This window comes from Streptomyces sp. NPDC000075, assembly GCF_040301925.1.
GTDB lineage: Bacteria > Actinomycetota > Actinomycetes > Streptomycetales > Streptomycetaceae > Streptomyces > Streptomyces polychromogenes.
The window spans coordinates 106,558-122,997 of record NZ_JBEPFL010000021.1 but is presented as its reverse complement, the minus strand read 5'-3'; the positions used below and the strand labels follow the sequence as shown (position 1 = coordinate 122,997).

Below are 16,440 nucleotides of genomic sequence, written 5' to 3'. Positions count from 1 at the left end.
GGGGCCGGGGACCGGGGCCGGGTGGGGCACCGTTCACGGCCGGGTCGTCAGGCGCGCGAGCGCCGCGTCGTACCGTGCCCGGAGTCCCGCGTCCGCCGATACCCGCAGCAGCACGCCGAGCGCCCGTACCGCCCCGTCCTCGTAGCCGGACGACTCGGCCTCCCGGGCCGCGAGGTCGAGCTGGCCGATGCCCTCGGCCTCCTCCCCCAGCCCCAGCAGCGCCTCTCCCCTCACCATGAGCAGCAGGATCCGGGGTACGTCGGCCGTGCCCTGCCGGTCGTCGAAGGCCAGGGCCTCGGTCGCCGTGTCGAGGGCCCGGCGCCATTTCCCCGCGTCGGCCCGATGGCGGGCGAGGTGCTGCATGGCCAGTCGCTCGATGGTCCGGTCTCCGGCCCCGCGCGCCAGCTCCACCGCCCGCTCACAGCCCTCCGCGGCCTCGTCCAGATCGCCGAGCGCCGCTTGCGCCACGGCCAGGACGATCAGGGCGTTCGCCTCGGCCACCGCGTCGCCGGCCCCGGCGGCGAGCGCGGACGCGGCCCCCAGGTGCGTCAGCGCCTCCGCGATGCGCCCCTCCTCGATCAGCACCCAGCCGAGCACGTTCAGCACCCGTGCCTCGCCGTGCCGGTCGGAGTCGGCCCGTGCGGCCTCGAGCGCGGTCTCCAGGAGCGGGACCCAGCCGTCCCGCACGCGCCACACGATCAGCGGCCACAGTGTCAGGACGAGCCGCCAGGTCCTGCCGTGCAGTCCGGCGGCGTGCGCCGCGGCCACCGCCAGGGTGAGGTCGTCCCGCTCGGCCGCGTACCAGGCCACGGCGGCGGGCCGGTCGCCGAACTCCCGTACGGCGGCGGGCGGCAGGTGGTCCGCCGGCAGCGGGAAGCACTCCTCGTTGCCGGGCTCGGCCGCCGCCACGGCCGCGAGGGCCGTCGCGATGTAGTGGTCGAGCACCCGCTCCAGTGCGTGGGGCCCGGCGTCCGTGCTCCGCGCGAAGAGCCGCACGAGATCGTGCATCGCCCATCGGCCGGGCGCCGTCTCCGTGACGAGGTGCGCGACGGCCAGCCGCTCCAGGGAGTCCTCGGCCGTCGCCGGGGCCGTGTCCGCCAGGGCCGCGGCCGCGTACCGGTCGACGTGCGTACCCGGGTGGCGGCCGAGCGACGCGAACTGACCGGCGACGTGGGGTGGGAGCTGTTGCAGCGTCACGCAGCGCCGCCCGCACGCCGGTGTCCTCCACGTCCAGCAGTCCCAGCCGGCGCGTCTCGTCGGACAGTTCGGCGGCCATCTCACCCAGCGACCAGCCGGGCCGCTGCGCGAGCCGGGCGGCCGCCACCCGCAGCGCGAGGGGCAGCCCGCCGCACAGTTCGGCCAGCCGTCGCGCGGCTTCCGGTTCCGCGTGGACCCGTTCCGTGCCGAGCACCCGCGCGAGGAGCATCGTCCCGTCCTCGGGGGCGAGCACGTCCACGGCGACCGGCCGGGCGGTGTCCGTGACGATCAGCCCCGGCAGCCGGTGCCTGCTGGTGACGACGGTGACGCAGCGGCGACCACCCGGCAGGAGCGGCCTGACCTGCCCGGAGTCCCGGGCGTTGTCGAGGACCACGAGGAGCCGGCGGTCGGCGGCGTACGAGCGGAAGAGCGCGGCCGCGCCGTTCGCCGACTCCGGTATCCGGCCGTGCGGCACCCCGAGCGCCAGCAGGAACTCGCGCAGCACCTCCATGAGGGCGGGCTCGCCCGTGTCGCCGAAGCCGCGCAGGTCGGCGTAGAGGCACCCGTCGGGGAATCCGGCACGGCCCTGGTGGGCCCAGTGCAGCACGAGGGCGGTCTTGCCGACGCCGGCGGGCCCGGTGACCAGGCAGACGGGCGCCTCGTCGGCGGTGGCCCGGGAGAGAGCGGCCAGCTCCGCCGCCCGGCCGTGGAAGCCGCGCGGGGCGCGCGGCAGCAGATCGGGGGCGCCCGTGTGCGCGCCGGCGTCCGGTACGGCGGCGGGCGGCGGGACGACGTCCCTGGTGCGGGCCGCACGGGGACGGCCCAGGCTCGCGGTGTGCTCCAGCTCCCGGGCTCCGGCCGTGTCCAGGCCCAGTGCCTTCGCCAGTGCCTGCACGGTACGGCGCTGCGGCCCCCGCGAGTGTCCGCGCTCCATGTACGACAGGGCCCGCACGCTCACCCCCGAAGCGTGTGCCAGCTCCTCCTGGCTCAGCCCGGCCGTCGTGCGCAGGGCGTGCAGCAGCGTCCCGAATGCGCCGGTGTCCGGCGTACCGGTGTCCATGTCCGGATGTCCCCTGGTCGGTGCGGCCCATGCCGGCCGCCGTACCTGTCCCAGGAGAGTATGCATGACACATCTATCGCAGGTGAGCCGTCGGTGTCAGTGCGCGGCGACCGAGTACGCGGGGAGCGCGCGGTTGCCGCGCGGCTTGGCGGTGGCCTGCAGGACATCGGCCTGGCTCAGGACGAGCTTGCGCACCGGCTCGGGAAGCGCCGCCAGACGCTCCCGGGTTCCGACCAGGTCGAGGCAGGCCTCGATCTCCCAGTCGCCGTCCTGCAGCCCTTCGGTGTCGACCGGCCTGCTGTTGTCCGCCGTCCAGCCGGCCCCGGGCAGGAGCCGCAGCAGTTCCTCGCGGGAGAAGGGCGTGCGGACGTTGCCCAGGCCGTGTGATCCGGCGGCCTCGGCCTGCCCCTGGATCAGCACTGCGAGGAGGTGGGCCAGCTGGTCGCCGGCTGACGGCGTCAGATCCCACTCGGCGAAGCACAGCCGCCGCGCCCACGGACGTACGCGGGCCAGCGTGTCCCGGAGTTGCCCGAGCGAGGCGAAGTACCAGGAGCAGTGGGCGAGTACGACGCACTCGAAGGTGTTGTCCGGGAACCCGAGCGACGGGTCGAGCACGTCGGTGCCGAAGCGGAAGTCGATGCGCGGCCCGAGAGGACCCGCCGCGAGACGGGCTGCCGATTCTCCGAGCGTGACCGGCGCCCCGTAGGAAGGCTCCGCCACGTCGACGGCCACCACGCGTCCTCGTGGCCCGACCGCCTCGGCGAGGACGGCGGTCATATCGCCTTGGCCGCAGCCGAGTTCGAGGACGGTGGAGCCCGGCGCGATGTTCCAGCCGTCCACGAGCGCAGCGCGGTGGCGGGTCTGGGACAGCTGGACGTCCGGACCGTGATCGGCGGCGGCCATACCGGCGGCGAGCGAGGGGGCCATGGCGCGGAGATCGGAGTGCTTCACGAGGTCCTTGGAGGTACTCGACGGGGCGGTGGAGGCCGATGGTACGACGCGCACCGGCACCGGCGCCTCCGAGTTCCCGGGCGGTGGCGGGGGGAGTCAGCCTTACGAGCCGATGGCGGGATTTCACCCAGCGTGTTTAGCGGTGGGCGGTTTGGTAACAACAAGTAACGACAGGTAGTCAGAACCCGGCGGAAGGAAGGAACATGGCCCTCCTCACCGTGCTCATTCTCGTCGCAGTCCTCAGCCTCATCGCCCTGTTGACCCTGGCCCCCAGCGCCCCGGCCCGGCGCAACCCCTTCCCGGGCCGACGGAACCGGGGCACCCACCGCCGTGCCGGCACCCGGAGGCTGAGCAACATCCCCCGCCAGCATCGATTCCGCCACCACGCCCGCTGACGGCACGCCCTGGTCACTCTCGGTCCGACGGGGCCGGGAGCCCGTGCGGCATCCAAATCGGGTTGCCCGTACGGCCGGGTCCCGGCGATCATCCTGAGGTTTGCCCCCGATCACCGGAGACACATGACCACCGAACTGTCCAAGGCCTGGCAGCTCTTCGAATCCGGCGACGCCCAAGGGTCGATGCGGACCCTGCGGCTCGCCGCCGATGAGCTCACGTCCGGAGAAATCGCCCCGCTGGTGGCCGAGTTGGCCGAGGGCGCGGGCTTCACCGACCTCGCCGAGGCCTCGACGGACCTGGCGGCACGGCCCGCCGAGGCGGAGCGGCTGTACCGGTTCGGCTACGCCTGCGTCGAGCGCGGGCTCCCGGCCCTGGCCTCCCCGCGCTGCGCGCGGCCCTGGACCTGACCTTGGCACCGGCGACGGCGACGGCGACGGCGACGGCGCCCGAGCGCACCGGGCTCTTCCGCCGCAGGGTCAAGCGGCGGGCCGAGGCACGGCTCGCGCCCCGGCGGGTGCTCCTGGAGCTGGTGACCTCGCTGGAACAGGTCGAGCGGCACGCCGACGCATTGGCACTGCTGCGTGAGCACGACTCGCTCATGGACGACTGGCCGGACCGCTACCTGACGGTCTACAACGCGCTGATGGCCGGCCGGACCGACCTGGCCCGCCAGGTGTTCGACGGCCTTTCGGCGCCCGAGGGCGTCTGGGTGGGACCGGGCCGACGGGTCGGGCGCATGCTCGACCGTGCTGCGGCCCTGCCGCCGTCCGGCTTCCAGGACCTGCGCGGCTGGCACTACGTGCTGACCGGCGGGCTGCTCCTCACCCTCTCCCCGCACGGTTTCGACCAGGGCATGACCGGCCGCTGGGCGTACCTGCAGGACGACTTCGACTCCTGCCGGCACGGCCTGGAGCGGCTGCGGACGGTCCTGGACGCCACCGGCCGCAAGCCCGCGTCCGTCGGACTGCTGCCGGACCGCGGCAGCCGGGCCCTCGGTCTGGCGGCTGCCCGGCTGCTCGGCGTACCGGCCTCTCCCTACCGGCCGGGTACCCCGGACGTGCTGGTGGTCGCGTACGACCTGACGGCGTGCGAGCCCGGAACGGTGGCCGAGCTGGCCGAGCGGGCGCCGGGCGAGCTGCTCTTCGAGCACGCCACCTGCTGGACCGAGACGCCCGGCGCGGCGGCCGACGTCTGCACCCTGCTGGTGCAGAGCGTGACGGCTCCGTGGGAGCCCGGCCTGCGGGTCACCGAGGACGGCCGGGCGGAGCGGGCGGAGGCCGACGGCCGGTCGGCCGAGGAGCTGGCCGAGGCGATCCTGGCGGCGGATCCCGCCCCGCCGGAGGGCGACGGACAGACGCCGGAGGACCCCGACGCGGCACTGGCCGCGTTCGCCGCACGTGCGGCGGGGCTGTGGGCGGACGGCCCACGGGAGCGGATCCGCTCTTCGGGCCCGGTGCCCAGCGGCCGCTTCGCCTGACGGCAGGTTCAGGGCCCCTATCCCTGGTTCGGGCCTCGCGGGCCCCCCGGCGGCGCGGGCCCCTTCGCCGTCCGGTCCGCCCACGCCCTCGGCGCCCGGGGCACGGCCGTCGCGAGACCGGCAGGCTACGCGCGGCGCTCGCCCGAAGGGCCCCGCCGGGGCGTTGGGGTCCGGCGGGGTCCTTCGTCATGCCGTGGCGGCTGGGTCAGTCGCCGGTGTTGGTGGCCCAGACCGGCTGGTTCGCGCTGTTGTAGACGACGGCGTTGCCGTCGTCCTGGACCGACAGGTAGGCGCCCTTGTGCCAGGTGCCGGCGGCCCACACGGCGTTGCCGTTGGCGTCGTAGACGACGAAGTTGCCGTCCTCCTGGAAGACGGCCCGGTTGGCCTTGGGCCAGACGCCCGGCGCCTGCCAGGCCGCGCGGCCGTCCTTGTAGAGGACGAAGTTGCCGTCGCTCTGGACGCGCAGGACGGTCCGGCCGTTGCCGGAGGTCCACGCCTGGTTCTTGTAGAGGGTGGAGCCGCCGTAGAAGTGGGCGTCACTGCGGGCGGCGGGGGCGGCGGCCGGCGCCGGGGAGGCGTCGGCGGCCGGGACGGAGGCGAGTGCGGGCAGGAGCGCGAGGGCGAGCACGGGGAGACCGCGCCGCATGAAGTGCTTGATCATGGAACGAAGTTGTAGCCGGGCGGCGTCCGGGGCCGACAGCGAAGAAACGACGCGCTCACCCGTCCGGCCCAGTGTCTTCAGCGCCGAAACGCCACTTCATTCCCTCCCGGAACCGGGTCACCTCTGATCAAACCAGCGAAAAATCCCCTCTACGGCGCGAAACCACTCCTGGCGGGCTACCGGGGGTACGGCGCCCACGGCCGGCCGTGTCGTCGGGCTGTCAGAGGGGTGTGTCAGAGTCTGCGCATGCTGGAGATCGTGGTGGAGACGGAGAACCGGGAGCGGCACGTCCGCGTGTCCGGCGAGGAACTGGCCGGGCTGGTCCGGCGCATCGGCGGCGAAGGGGACCGGTTCCTGGTGGTCCAGCGGGCACCCGACCTGCCCGACGTCTTCGCCCAGGTCTGGCACGAGGCCGGTGGTGACTACACGTTGGAGTACCGGGACGGAGGCCCCGACCGTCACTTCCGGTCGACGGCCGACGGGCCCGGTGCCGTGGTCGCGGCACTGACCGGCTGGGCCCTCGGGGAGGCCGGCTGGGAGGCCGGTCTGGCGTGGTCGCCGCTGGACATGGGCCCCGTCTGCGAGGTGCCGCCGCTCGACCTCGACGAGAGCGACCGCGAGGAGTTGGAGGGGCGCGTTCGCGAGGTACTCGCCGGCGGTTACGCCACCCGCGCCGAACTGGCCGAAATCGCCGAGGATTACCTGGTCACCGCGGATCGCCGGCCCGTCTCGCGTGAGCAGGCCCGGGCGCTGGCCGACCGGATGTGGCTGGAGCGGGTCGCGGAGCAGGGCGCGTGGGAGGGTGAGACCGATCCGGAGCGGCTCACGCGCGCGTTCACCGCCCTGCGGGTAGCCGGAATCACCGCCCGCGAGAACTTCACCTGCTGCCGCAGCTGCGGCCAGTCCGAGATCGGCGCGGAAGGCGGGCCCGATGCCCGCGGCTTCGTCTACTTCCACACCCAGTGCACCGACTCCGCCGCGGCCGGCCACGGCCTGATGCTTCTCTACGGCGGGTTCGACGGTTCACCCGAGACCACCGCGGCCATCGGCCACGAGGTCGCGGCCGCCCTCGAAGCGGCCGGCCTGCACACCGAGTGGGACCACGACCCCGGCCGTGCCATCACCGTCACTCCTCTCGACTGGCGTCGCCGCCTGGTGGGCTAGGGGGTGTTGCGAAAGTCCCGCACGGCGCCCACGGCGCCCGGCACGCACTCTCACCGCACCGGCCGAAGCCCCGAGTACGCCCAGTACGAGGGCCTTCGCCCGGCACGCCGAGAGCACGCACCGGACACCGCGGGCACCGCACAGGACTTTCGCAACACCCCCTAGCAGCCGTGGGCACGACCGGCCGTGGTGTGTCAAGGGGGGTGGCCGCCCTCAGGTTCGGGGGGCAGGCGCAGTGATCTTGTGCCGGGGGTCCGGCAGAGTCGGTGTGAAGCAGCCGACCGGCCCCAGCGGGCCTGTGACCAGGGGGAATTTCATGTACCGCAAGCGCGTCGCCGCCGCAGTTCTGCTCGCCTCGGCGATCGTCGGGGCGGCCGTGCCCGTCGCCGCGGCCCGGCCGGTCGACCCGGTACAGCGGCAGCTGGACCTGCTCGTCGGCAGTGACGGGGTCCCGGGCGCCCTGGCGTACGACGGCAGGACGACCCGTACCGCCGGTGTCGCGGACCGGGAGTCGGGCCGGCCCATGGTCGACGAGCGGGGGCGGATCCGGCTGGCCAGCGACACCAAGGCGTTCACCGCGACAGCGGTGATGCGCCTGGTGGCGGACGGCCGGATCGGGCTCGACGACCGTGCCGAGCGCTACGTACCGCAGCTCGCCGGACGCACCATCACCATCCGGCAGTTGCTCAAGCAGACGAGCGGGCTGCCGGAGTACGCCACGCTGGTCGACTGGACGCGGCCCGGCACACCCGAGGACTACCTGGCCCTCGCCCTCAAGGAGAAGCCGGTGTTCGAGGCCGGTACCGACTGGGGTTACTCCAACACCAACTACCTGGTACTCGGCATGGTGATCGACAAGGCCTCGGGCGTCGGCTTCCGGACGTACATCGAACGAACGATCCTGCGCCCGCTGCACCTGGACGACACCTACTGGCCCGCCCCCGGCGAGCTGTCGCTGCGCGGGCCGCACGCCCGCAACTACGGCATCCACCCGGCCGCCCCCGAGGCCGGGCGGGTGGACGTGACCGATCTCCCCGGATACGAGTTCGGCGCGTCCGGCGGCCTCATCTCCACCCCGAAGGACCTCAACGCCTTCTGGGACGGGCTGTTCGGCGGCCGGCTCCTGCCCGACTGGGCGCTGCGCCGGATGACCCAGGACACCACCGCGATCGGCGGGCGCGACGTCTACCCGGCCGGCAGCCGCTACGGCTACGGCCTCGCCTCGATCCCGCTCAGCTGCGGCGGCGTGTACTGGGGCCACGGCGGCGATCTGCCCGGCAACTCGGTCGGCGGGGGCCGCGCCACGGCAGGCCGTGGGACCGTGACCGTCTACACCACGACCTGGGCGGCCGAGGGCGCGAGCCTGCGCCACCTCCAGGGGGCGGTGGACGCCGCCCTCTGCGCCAAGCACCGCTAGAGCCTGGGCCTCGGCCTCGGCCTGGACCACCCTGCGGCAAAGGCCACAGTGCCGAGGCGGTGGGCTCAGGGGACCGTCAGACCTTGCCGATGCCCAGCGTGGTCGTCATGGGGAGCAGCCCCGAGCCGATCACGGCGACCCAGAGGTCGCCGAGCAGGGCCGCGAGCCGTGTCAGCTCCTGCGAGCCCAGCGCTTCGCACGGCCCGGCGGCGAGGTCGTCCGTGTCGCGCTCGACCTTGGCGCGCAACGCGCGGCCCGCCTCGGTCGCCGTCGCGGGGCCGTGCGGTTCCAGCAGGCCGCGCCGTACGAGGCGGTCCCGCGCGGCGGCCCAGTCCGGCGCGCTCCACTGCCGGCTCTGGAAGGTCTCCTCCGGTGCCGCTCCGACCGCGGCGAACGACACGAGTGCTTCCACCGGGTCGAGTCCTGCGGCACGGAGCGCCGCGACATGGCCGTCCCCGCGATGCTCGCGCAGGATCGTCGCGGCCTGCCAGAGGACGAGGTGCGGGGCGTCCGGCCAGGCCAGGGCCGCGTTGGCGGCGGCGAGCGGGCGGCCTTCGAGGTCGGCGGCCTCGGCCGCACGGCGCGCCAGGGCCGCGGCCCGTGCGAGCTCGGGGCTGTCGACGCGGTCTCCCAGAAGGGCACGGTAGGCGCGGTCGACGGCCCGCTCGCGGGCGGCCAGGACGGCTTCGGGGGACGCTACGTCCCATGCGGCGGGGACGTAGCGTCCGACCATCTCCGGGCTGAAGCTGTAGAACACGGACGCCACCCGGTCGCGTCCGGCCGCCCCCAGCGGTGCGGCGCGCCAGGCGAAGTAGCTCGGCCACCGCTCGCCGGTCCCGAAGCCGAGTGCGGCCGCCTCCTCGAAGGACTCCGGCGCGTAGTAGAGCACGGCGTGCAGCGGCTCGAGGAGCTGCCACAGGTGCCGTACGCGGTGGGGCTCGATGACATCCGGCACGGCGTTCCGGTCCGACATGACGTCTCCTCAACAGGTCGCTCGCCGGTTCCGTGTTCGTGCTCGTCCGGGACCCGGCCCCTTCGAACTTGACGGTGACTAGATTGCGTGTGGGGGCTTCAACTTGTCAATGCCTAGATGTGGCGTAGTCTGTTCCGCGTGACGAGCAAGCGCACCTACCACCACGGCGACCTGCGCCACGCCGTCCTGTCCGCAGCCCTCGACGTCATCGCGGCCGAGGGCCCCGCCGCCCTGAGCCTGCGCGACCTCGCCCGCCGGGCCGGCGTCTCGCACGCCGCGCCGGCGCACCACTTCAAGGACCGCACCGGCCTGCTCACCGCGATCGCGACGGAGGGCTACGACCTCCTCGCCGGGGCCCTCGCGGAAACGCCGGAGCTGCGTGAACGGGGTGTGCGGTACGTCCGGTTCGCCATGACGCATCCCGCGCACTTCCAGGTGATGTTCCAGCCGGAACTGCTGCGCGAGGACGACCCGGACCTGACGGCCGCCCGGCAGCGCGCCGGTGAACAACTGCGCATGGGGGTGGCCCGGTTGCCCGACGCGGGACGGGGCGACGACGCCCGGCTGGCGGGGGTCGCCGCCTGGACCCTGGCCCACGGCTACGCCACCCTGCTGCTGAGCCGGAACCTGAACGGCCCGATCGGCGACCGGGACCCCGAGGAGGTCTTCCGAACGCTCACCGGACTGTTGTTCAGGTGACCGGGCGTCCCCGCGGCGGCGGTCCGGCGCCGTGGTGATCCACCGCACACGACCCCGCCTGGACTGCCCTCAGTGGTCCCGCGTAAACATGGATCATGCCGGAAGAATCCCCCGCCCCTGAATCCCCGCCCGAATCCCCGCTGATACGGAGCCTGCGCACAGCCGTGGCCGCCGCTCCCGGGGACATTCCCCTGCGGTTGCACCTCGCCGAGTTGCTGCTGTCCACCGGGCTGCACGACGCCGCGGTGACGGAGGCCGCGGCGGCCTTGCAGCATGCGCCCGGCGACGCGGCGGCCCGGGAGTTGATGGTGCGGGCCATGGGGATGCCGGCTCCCCCGGCTCCCCCGGCACCGATCGAGCCGGCGGATCCCGTGGCCGGCCGCGACGTGTCGTCCCGCCCCTCCGGGTTCGACTGGCGGGCGGCCGAGCAGGAGGTCGACGGCATCGTCGAACCCCGCTTCGTCGAGCCCCCGCTCGGCGTCGACGGGAGCGGCGACCCCGGGGACGCCGACGCCTGGGAGGTGTCCGCTCCCGGCGTCGTACGCCTCGCGGACGTCGGCGGCATGCAGGAGGTGAAAGACCGGCTGGAGGCCGCGTTCCTCGCTCCGATGCGCAACCCCGAACTGCGCAGGCTGTACGGAAAGAGCCTGCGCGGCGGGCTGCTCCTCTACGGTCCGCCCGGATGCGGCAAGACCTTCATCGCCCGCGCCGTCGCCGGCGAACTCGGCGCGGGCTTCCTGTCCGTGTCCGTCAACGACGTCCTCGACATGTGGATCGGCAACTCCGAACGCAACATGCACGAGGTCTTCGAGACCGCCCGCCGTCAGGCGCCCTGCGTCGTCTTCCTCGACGAACTGGACGCCCTCGGCGCCAAGCGCAGCCGTACGCAGCACAGCGGCATGCGCAACACCGTCAACCAGCTCCTCACCGAGCTGGACGGCATCGACTCCGCCGCCAACGAAGGCGTGTTCGTCCTCGCCGCCACCAATGTCCCCTGGGACGTGGACCTCGCGCTGCGGCGTCCGGGACGGCTCGACCGCACTCTGCTCGTCCTGCCGCCCGACGCCCCCGCCCGCGAGGCGATCCTCCGCTACCACCTGCGCGAACGTCCCATCGAGGCGGTCGACCTGGGACGTCTCGTCAAGGCGACGGACGGGCTCTCGGGCGCGGACCTGGCCCATGTGTGCGAGTCGGCGGCCGAGAGCGCGCTGCTCGACTCGGCGCGCACCGGCGTGATCCGCATGATCGGGACGAAGGACCTGCTCGACGCGGCGAAGTCGGTGGTCCCGTCGACCGAACCGTGGTTCGCGGCCGCGCGGAACGTGGCGATGTTCGCCAACGAGGGCGGCATGTACGACGACCTGGTGACGTACCTGAAGAAGAGGCGGAAGCTGTGAGCATGGAACCGGCGGTGGCGCGCGCCGCCGCGCTGCAGGGGGCGGGCCGGTACGAGGAGTCCAAGGCCGAGCTGGCCCCTCACCTCGCCGAGCAGCCGGACGACGAGTTCGCCTGGCAGGTGCTCGCCGTCGCCCACGAGAAGCTCGGCGAGTACGAACTCGCGGAGCGGGCGGCCGCCGAGATGCTCCGGCTCACGCCCGGACACGTCGGCGGCCTGATCCTGCTGTCCCGGGTGCTGCTCTGCCTGGGCAGACGGTCCGAGGCCCGGGCGGCGGCGGAGGAGGCCGTGCACAGGTCGCCCGGTGTGTGGACCTCGCACTACGCGCTGTCGGAGGTGCTCGTCGCCTATGCTGCGGCCCCGCCCGCCGATCACGAGCGGGCGTACGAGGCGGCCCTGGAGGCCGTGCGCCTCGCCCCGCAGGAGGCCGACACCCACATGGCCCTGTGCTTCACCGCCGTACGGACCCAGCGCCAGGACGTGGCGAAGCGGGCCCTGGTCGAATGGCTGCGCCTGGACCCGTCCAACCAGACGGCACAGGCCATGTACACCGACGCGATGGCCGACGCCCCGGCCGTGACGGCCTCCCAGGCCGCGGACATGTACTCCGAAGGGCTGGCGGGCGCGCCCCAGTCCGCGATGCTGCGCCGCGGGCTCGACCATGCCACGTACCGCCTGCTGCGCGGCACGCGCTGGCTCGCGCTCGGCTGTCTGGCGGCTGCCGGAGTGATGATCGACCTTTTCCCCACGGCCAAGCACCCGACCCTGCGGGAGCTGCCCGTACCGCTCGGCAACCGGCTCTGGGTGCTGGTGGTCATGGCCGCGATCTGGGGCTTCGGCGCGCTGTTGCGCTACCAGCGGATGCGTACCGGGGTGCGGCTCAACATCCGCTCCCTCGTACGGCGTGGCCGCTGGGCCCGGATCGTGGTGGGACAGGCGGTGTGCACCGTGCTCTGCGCACTGCTGATATCCCAGATCCCGTGGACCGACCGGAGCGTGCCCACAGTCCTCTTCTGGGCGGGCCTGGCGGTGCCGCTGTCGACCATGGTGTACGACCGCAGGAAGACCGGGTAACCGGGTGGACCGCGGCCCCGGGGCCCTTCAGGAGGGCCGGGGGCCCGCGGCGCGGCGGAGGCGGTTGGCGATCGCCAGACCCAGACCCCGCTCCTCCGGCAGGGACGCGACGATGAGATCGCATCCCCGCTGGTCGAGCTCGCGCAGGAATCCGTACAGCCCCCGCGCGTAGGCGCTCATCGAGCCGGGCACCTCCAGCACGGTGTGCGCCTTCACCGGGACGCCGGCGCCGGCCGGGGGAAGGAGGACGCCCACGCGGTGCCCGAGCTCCTGTGCGCGTTCCGCTTCGGCGACGACCTTCCCGGGCTCCACCAGGACGACGTGTGCGCGGGGCGCGTAGTGCGAGGGATGCTGGCCCGGTACCCGGACGGAGCTGGTCGCCGGGACGGCGAGCGGGTGGCCCAGGACCGCTTCGAGGTCCTCTCGCGTCACCCCGCCGGGCCGCAGCACGGCCGGGGTGTCGCCGGTGACGTCGACGATGGTCGACTCGACGCCGACCTCGCAGGGGCCTCCGTCCAGTACGAAGTCGACGGCGTCGCCGAGTTCCGCCCGGACGTCGTCCGCCGTGGTGGGGCTGACCGCGCCGAAGCGGTTGGCCGAGGGGGCCGTGACACCGCCGCCGAAGGCCGACAGCAGCGCGAGCGCGACGGGGTGGTCGGGCACGCGCACGGCCACCGTCTCCAGTCCGCCGGTCGCTTCGAGGGGCACCCGGTGCCCGCGGCGGAGCACCAGCGTCAGCGGCCCCGGCCAGAAGTGCCGGGCCAGAAGCCGGGCGGTGGCGGGCACTTCCTCAACCCAGTCGTCCAGCTGCTCCGCCCCGCCGATGTGGACGATCAGGGGGTGGGAGGGCGGGCGCCCCTTGACCTGGAAGATGCGCGCGACGGCGGCGGCGTCCTCGGCGTTGGCGCCCAGACCGTAGACGGTCTCGGTCGGCAGGGCCACCAGGCCGCCGGCACGCAGCACTCCGACAGCGGTCTCGATGTCACTCGTTCTCATCGTCACCCTCCCGATTGTCCCACCGCCGCGCGCCCCGTTCGTCGCGGGTCCGATGACGGAGCGGAGGTCGTCGGCCTCCGGAGGCGGCCGTTTCATGCAGAAGGGTGACGCGGTCACCGTGGGCGGATCCGACCGAACGTGGGGTCGGATTTCGGCCAGCATCGTCGGAGTTCGCCACGCAACCTGAGTGCATGACGACAACGACCCACCAGCCCAAGGCCATCGCTCCGCACGTTCTCCGGGAGCTCCGCGTCCACGACGACTCCGGCGCGGCCCTGCGCCCCTACGCGTACGACGCGGAAGGGGCACCCTTGCGCTGCTGCCTGCGCCGCAGCCGCTCCGACGAGCGGATCTCGCTGGTGTCGTACGCTCCGCTGCGGAGGTGGGCGGCGGAGGTGGGCGCCGAGCCGGGCGCCTATGACGAGACGGGCCCGGTCTTCATCCACACCGAGCCGTGTGAAGGGCCGGATGCGGCCTGCGGCCATCCGTTCGCCGAGACCGGGGCGCTGCGCGCGTTCCGCCGCTACAGCGGTGAAGGCCACATCACGGGTGGCGCGGTCGTGCGGTTGCCGGAGGATCCCGGCCGGGCCCGGGCGGCCGTGGACCAGGCCCTGTACGAGGCCTTCGCCTCCCCCGACGTCGCCCTCGTACACGTACGGGCGGTGGAGTACGGCTGCTTCCTCTACGAGGTGCGCAGGCCCTGACGGGAGGCTTTCAGACCTCGATGTACGCGACGACGACCAGAGCGCGGTCCAGGGCGTGGATCGCGGCCTCGCCGGTGACGTCCTCCAGTTGTTTGGCGGCGGAGTCTGTGAAGGCGATCCGGGCGCGGCGCGGGCCGTGCGGCGGGGGCTGCCGGGCGGTGTCGACGGGGGCCGGCTGTTCGCTCATCGGGGGCTCCGTGTGACGGGACTACGGGTCTCCTCCCCACCGTATCGCCGGTCCTGCCGCGCCGGGACCACTCCGGGGAACCCGGTGCGGCCGAGCGGAGCGGTGTACGCGTGGCCTACCGTCAGGCGTGCTTCCACAGCCACACCGTGTCGTTGCCGCCCGTGCTCGTGCCGCTGCCGCACCCGGCGGCCAGTGTCCTGCCGTCCGGGCTGAAGGCCAGCGCCTCGACGGAGGCGCCGGGTTCGTGGGTGGCGGTGGAGGTGCCGGAGGTGGTGGACCAGATGAGGACCTTGCCGTCGCGGTCACCGGTGGCCAGTGTGCGTCCGTCCGGGTGGAAGGCGACCGCCTGGACCGGGGAGTCGTGGCCTTCCAGGGTGGTGACGTCCTGTCGGGTGACGGTGTTCCACAGGCGCACCCCGGAGCCCTGGTCGCCGAAGGCGAGGAGCTGGCCGTCGGGGCTGAAGACGGCGCTGGTCGCGATCGTGGAGTCGAGGGTGGCCAGGACGGCGTCGGCCGAGCCCTTCCGCAGCTGGACCGGGGACCCGGCCACCAGCATCGTCCCGTCCGCACTGTAGGCGGCCGGGCCGTTCTTGACGTCCTCGTGCAGCGCGAGCCGGGATCCGGAACCCGTGTCCCACAGGTACAGGCCGCGGCCGCTGCTGGCGGCCAGGGTCGTCCCGTCGGGGCTGAGGCCCAGACCGTGGATGAACCCGTCCTGGGCCTGGCCCGTGGTCTCCCCCGTGAACGTCCCGACCGTGCGTCCCGTGGCGACGTCCCACTTCAGGATCTTGTGCTCGTCCGCGCGGTAGAGCGTCTTGAGGTCCCGGGTGAAAACGTGTGCCTGGGTGTAGGGGGCGACGCCGATCCGGGTGACGGACGCCTTCTTGCCGGGCGGCGACCAGCGCCAGATCTCGCCGTTCCCCCCGGCGGCGGCCAGGGTGTTCCCGTCGGGGCTGAAGGCCAGCCCGTAGGTGCTGCTCGGGCCCTCGAGGGCGTCGCTCTCGCGCAGGAGGAGGTAGGCGGGCACCCCGGCCGCCGCGAGCGCGGCGGCGGATGCGCCTCCGATGAGCAGCGCGCGCCGCGAGGGGCCCCGGCGGGGCGGGCCGGCCACGGGGACGGAGGCGGCGGGGCCCTGCGTGGCGGGGCCGGCCGGCGTCGTTCGGGTCCGCGTCGGCCCGGCGGCCGGCGCGTGGGGGTCCCGCCGCGTGGTCGTGGCCCGCTCCGTGGGCGGCGGCGGGGTCCGGTCGGACGAGTACGCGGCCACCGCCGGTCCCGGGGTGATCCGCGCCGCGGCCGCGAACCGTGCGGGCAGACCCTCCACCGCGGGGCGGTCGGCCGGGTCCTTGGCCAGGCAGTCGGTGAGGACGGCCCTCAGCTCGCCGTCGATGCCGTCGAGGGCGGGCTCCTCGTCGAGGATCCGCTGGACGACGGCCGGCAGGGAGGGTGCGTCGAACGGGCCGCGGCCCGTCGCGGCGAAGGCGACCACCGCGCCGAGGGCGAACACGTCGCTGGCGGGTCCGGCCCGGTCGGCGCGGATCTGCTCCGGCGACATGTAAGCGTAGGTCCCGATGACGGATCCGGTCGCGGTCAGGGAACTCGCGTCCACGGCCCGCGCGATGCCGAAGTCGATGATGCGCGGTCCGTCCTCGGCCACGATCACGTTGCCCGGCTTGAGGTCGCGGTGGATCAGCCCGCACCGGTGGATCGCCGCGAGCCCTTCGGCGAGCCCGGCCCCGAGCCGCAGTGCCGCCGTCGGGTCGAGCGGGCCGTTCTCGGTGACCGCCCGGTGGAGGGTGGGGCCCGGTATGAACGCGGTGACCAGCCAGGGGGACGCGGCGGCCGGGTCCGCGTCCACGACCTGCGCCGTGTGGAACCCGCCGACCTGCCGTGCGGCCTCCACCTCCCGCGCGAACCGCTCGCGGAACTGCGCGGTGCCGGCCAGCTCCGCGCGGATCAGCTTCACCGCGACGGGGCGGCCGCCCGGCGAGGTGCCGAGGAAGACCTGGCCCATTCCGCCCCCGCCCAGCCGTCCCTCCAACCGGTAGGGGCCGACCCACCGCGGGTCGTGGGGCAACAACTCGTCCATGG

At 73.9% G+C, this 16,440-nt stretch carries 16 protein-coding genes and 1 pseudogene; 9 read left to right on the top strand and 8 right to left on the bottom strand.

Annotation, left to right across the window (positions count from 1 at the left end):
- Positions 1-33: 33 nt before the first annotated feature.
- The 3 genes and pseudogenes from ABT403_RS39055 to ABT403_RS24095 all read right to left on the bottom strand — a co-directional run bounded on the left by ABT403_RS39055 (position 34) and on the right by ABT403_RS24095 (position 3,160).
- A complete protein-coding gene (locus ABT403_RS39055) occupies positions 34-1,197 on the bottom strand; it encodes a hypothetical protein (RefSeq protein WP_502966014.1) in 1,164 nt (387 codons plus the stop codon).
- A 904-nt stretch (positions 1,198-2,101) separates the two neighbouring features.
- Positions 2,102-2,257, bottom strand: a pseudogene (locus ABT403_RS24100) (helix-turn-helix domain-containing protein); the annotation flags it as partial.
- Between the two features lie 96 nt (positions 2,258-2,353).
- On the bottom strand, positions 2,354-3,160 hold the full coding sequence (locus tag ABT403_RS24095) for a class I SAM-dependent methyltransferase (protein ID WP_425580231.1): 807 nt from the start codon (positions 3,158-3,160) through the stop codon (positions 2,354-2,356).
- A 251-nt stretch (positions 3,161-3,411) separates the two neighbouring features.
- Here ABT403_RS24095 and ABT403_RS24090 point away from each other — a divergent pair, with 251 nt between their 5' ends.
- From ABT403_RS24090 to ABT403_RS24080, 3 genes are all read left to right on the top strand, one after another.
- Positions 3,412-3,603: a hypothetical protein gene (locus ABT403_RS24090; RefSeq protein WP_344161970.1), complete on the top strand. Its 192-nt coding sequence runs from the start codon at positions 3,412-3,414 to the stop codon at positions 3,601-3,603.
- Positions 3,604-3,726: 123 nt separating this feature from the next.
- A complete protein-coding gene (locus ABT403_RS24085) occupies positions 3,727-4,011 on the top strand; it encodes a hypothetical protein (RefSeq protein ID WP_344161973.1) in 285 nt (94 codons plus the stop codon).
- 2 nt (positions 4,012-4,013) lie between these two features.
- Positions 4,014-5,081, top strand: a complete 1,068-nt coding sequence (locus tag ABT403_RS24080; protein WP_344161976.1) for a hypothetical protein — start codon at positions 4,014-4,016, stop codon at positions 5,079-5,081.
- A 205-nt stretch (positions 5,082-5,286) separates the two neighbouring features.
- On the opposite strand, the gene ABT403_RS24075 is transcribed toward ABT403_RS24080, so the two are convergent.
- Entirely contained in the window at positions 5,287-5,742 is a 456-nt protein-coding gene (locus tag ABT403_RS24075; RefSeq protein WP_344161979.1) for a hypothetical protein, read from the bottom strand.
- A 246-nt stretch (positions 5,743-5,988) separates the two neighbouring features.
- Here ABT403_RS24075 and ABT403_RS24070 point away from each other — a divergent pair, with 246 nt between their 5' ends.
- Positions 5,989-6,906, top strand: coding sequence for a DUF6891 domain-containing protein (locus tag ABT403_RS24070; protein ID WP_344161982.1), 918 nt, complete (start codon positions 5,989-5,991; stop codon positions 6,904-6,906).
- 316 nt (positions 6,907-7,222) lie between these two features.
- Positions 7,223-8,323 carry a serine hydrolase domain-containing protein gene (locus ABT403_RS24065; protein WP_344161984.1) on the top strand — a complete coding sequence of 367 codons (1,101 nt, stop codon included), beginning with the start codon at positions 7,223-7,225 and terminating at the stop codon, positions 8,321-8,323.
- Between the two features lie 76 nt (positions 8,324-8,399).
- On the opposite strand, the gene ABT403_RS24060 is transcribed toward ABT403_RS24065, so the two are convergent.
- The gene (locus ABT403_RS24060) at positions 8,400-9,296 is read right to left on the bottom strand and encodes an SCO6745 family protein (protein ID WP_344161987.1); all 897 of its coding nucleotides are present in this window, start codon (positions 9,294-9,296) and stop codon (positions 8,400-8,402) included.
- 117 nt (positions 9,297-9,413) lie between these two features.
- On the opposite strand from ABT403_RS24060, the gene ABT403_RS24055 reads away from it, so the two are divergent.
- From ABT403_RS24055 to ABT403_RS24045, 3 genes are all read left to right on the top strand, one after another.
- Positions 9,414-9,995: a TetR/AcrR family transcriptional regulator gene (locus ABT403_RS24055; RefSeq protein WP_344161990.1), complete on the top strand. Its 582-nt coding sequence runs from the start codon at positions 9,414-9,416 to the stop codon at positions 9,993-9,995.
- Between the two features lie 95 nt (positions 9,996-10,090).
- Positions 10,091-11,392 carry an ATP-binding protein gene (locus ABT403_RS24050; protein WP_344161992.1) on the top strand — a complete coding sequence of 434 codons (1,302 nt, stop codon included), beginning with the start codon at positions 10,091-10,093 and terminating at the stop codon, positions 11,390-11,392.
- Positions 11,393-11,394: 2 nt separating this feature from the next.
- Positions 11,395-12,465: a tetratricopeptide repeat protein gene (locus ABT403_RS24045; protein WP_344162350.1), complete on the top strand. Its 1,071-nt coding sequence runs from the start codon at positions 11,395-11,397 to the stop codon at positions 12,463-12,465.
- A 27-nt stretch (positions 12,466-12,492) separates the two neighbouring features.
- Here the strand turns inward: ABT403_RS24045 and ABT403_RS24040 are convergent, their stop codons facing one another.
- Positions 12,493-13,461 (bottom strand): L-threonylcarbamoyladenylate synthase, encoded by a 969-nt coding sequence (locus tag ABT403_RS24040; RefSeq protein ID WP_344162354.1) that lies wholly within the window; start codon positions 13,459-13,461, stop codon positions 12,493-12,495.
- A 191-nt stretch (positions 13,462-13,652) separates the two neighbouring features.
- Between ABT403_RS24040 and ABT403_RS24035 the strand changes: the two genes are divergently transcribed.
- Positions 13,653-14,165 carry a DUF1203 domain-containing protein gene (locus tag ABT403_RS24035; RefSeq protein WP_344161995.1) on the top strand — a complete coding sequence of 171 codons (513 nt, stop codon included), beginning with the start codon at positions 13,653-13,655 and terminating at the stop codon, positions 14,163-14,165.
- A 10-nt stretch (positions 14,166-14,175) separates the two neighbouring features.
- Here ABT403_RS24035 and ABT403_RS24030 read toward each other — a convergent pair whose 3' ends face one another.
- Together ABT403_RS24030 and ABT403_RS24025 are read right to left on the bottom strand one after the other, a co-directional pair.
- Entirely contained in the window at positions 14,176-14,352 is a 177-nt protein-coding gene (locus tag ABT403_RS24030; RefSeq protein ID WP_344162382.1) for a hypothetical protein, read from the bottom strand.
- A 121-nt stretch (positions 14,353-14,473) separates the two neighbouring features.
- On the bottom strand, positions 14,474-16,438 hold the full coding sequence (locus tag ABT403_RS24025; RefSeq protein ID WP_344161998.1) for a WD40 repeat domain-containing serine/threonine protein kinase: 1,965 nt from the start codon (positions 16,436-16,438) through the stop codon (positions 14,474-14,476).
- Positions 16,439-16,440 lie beyond the last annotated feature (2 nt).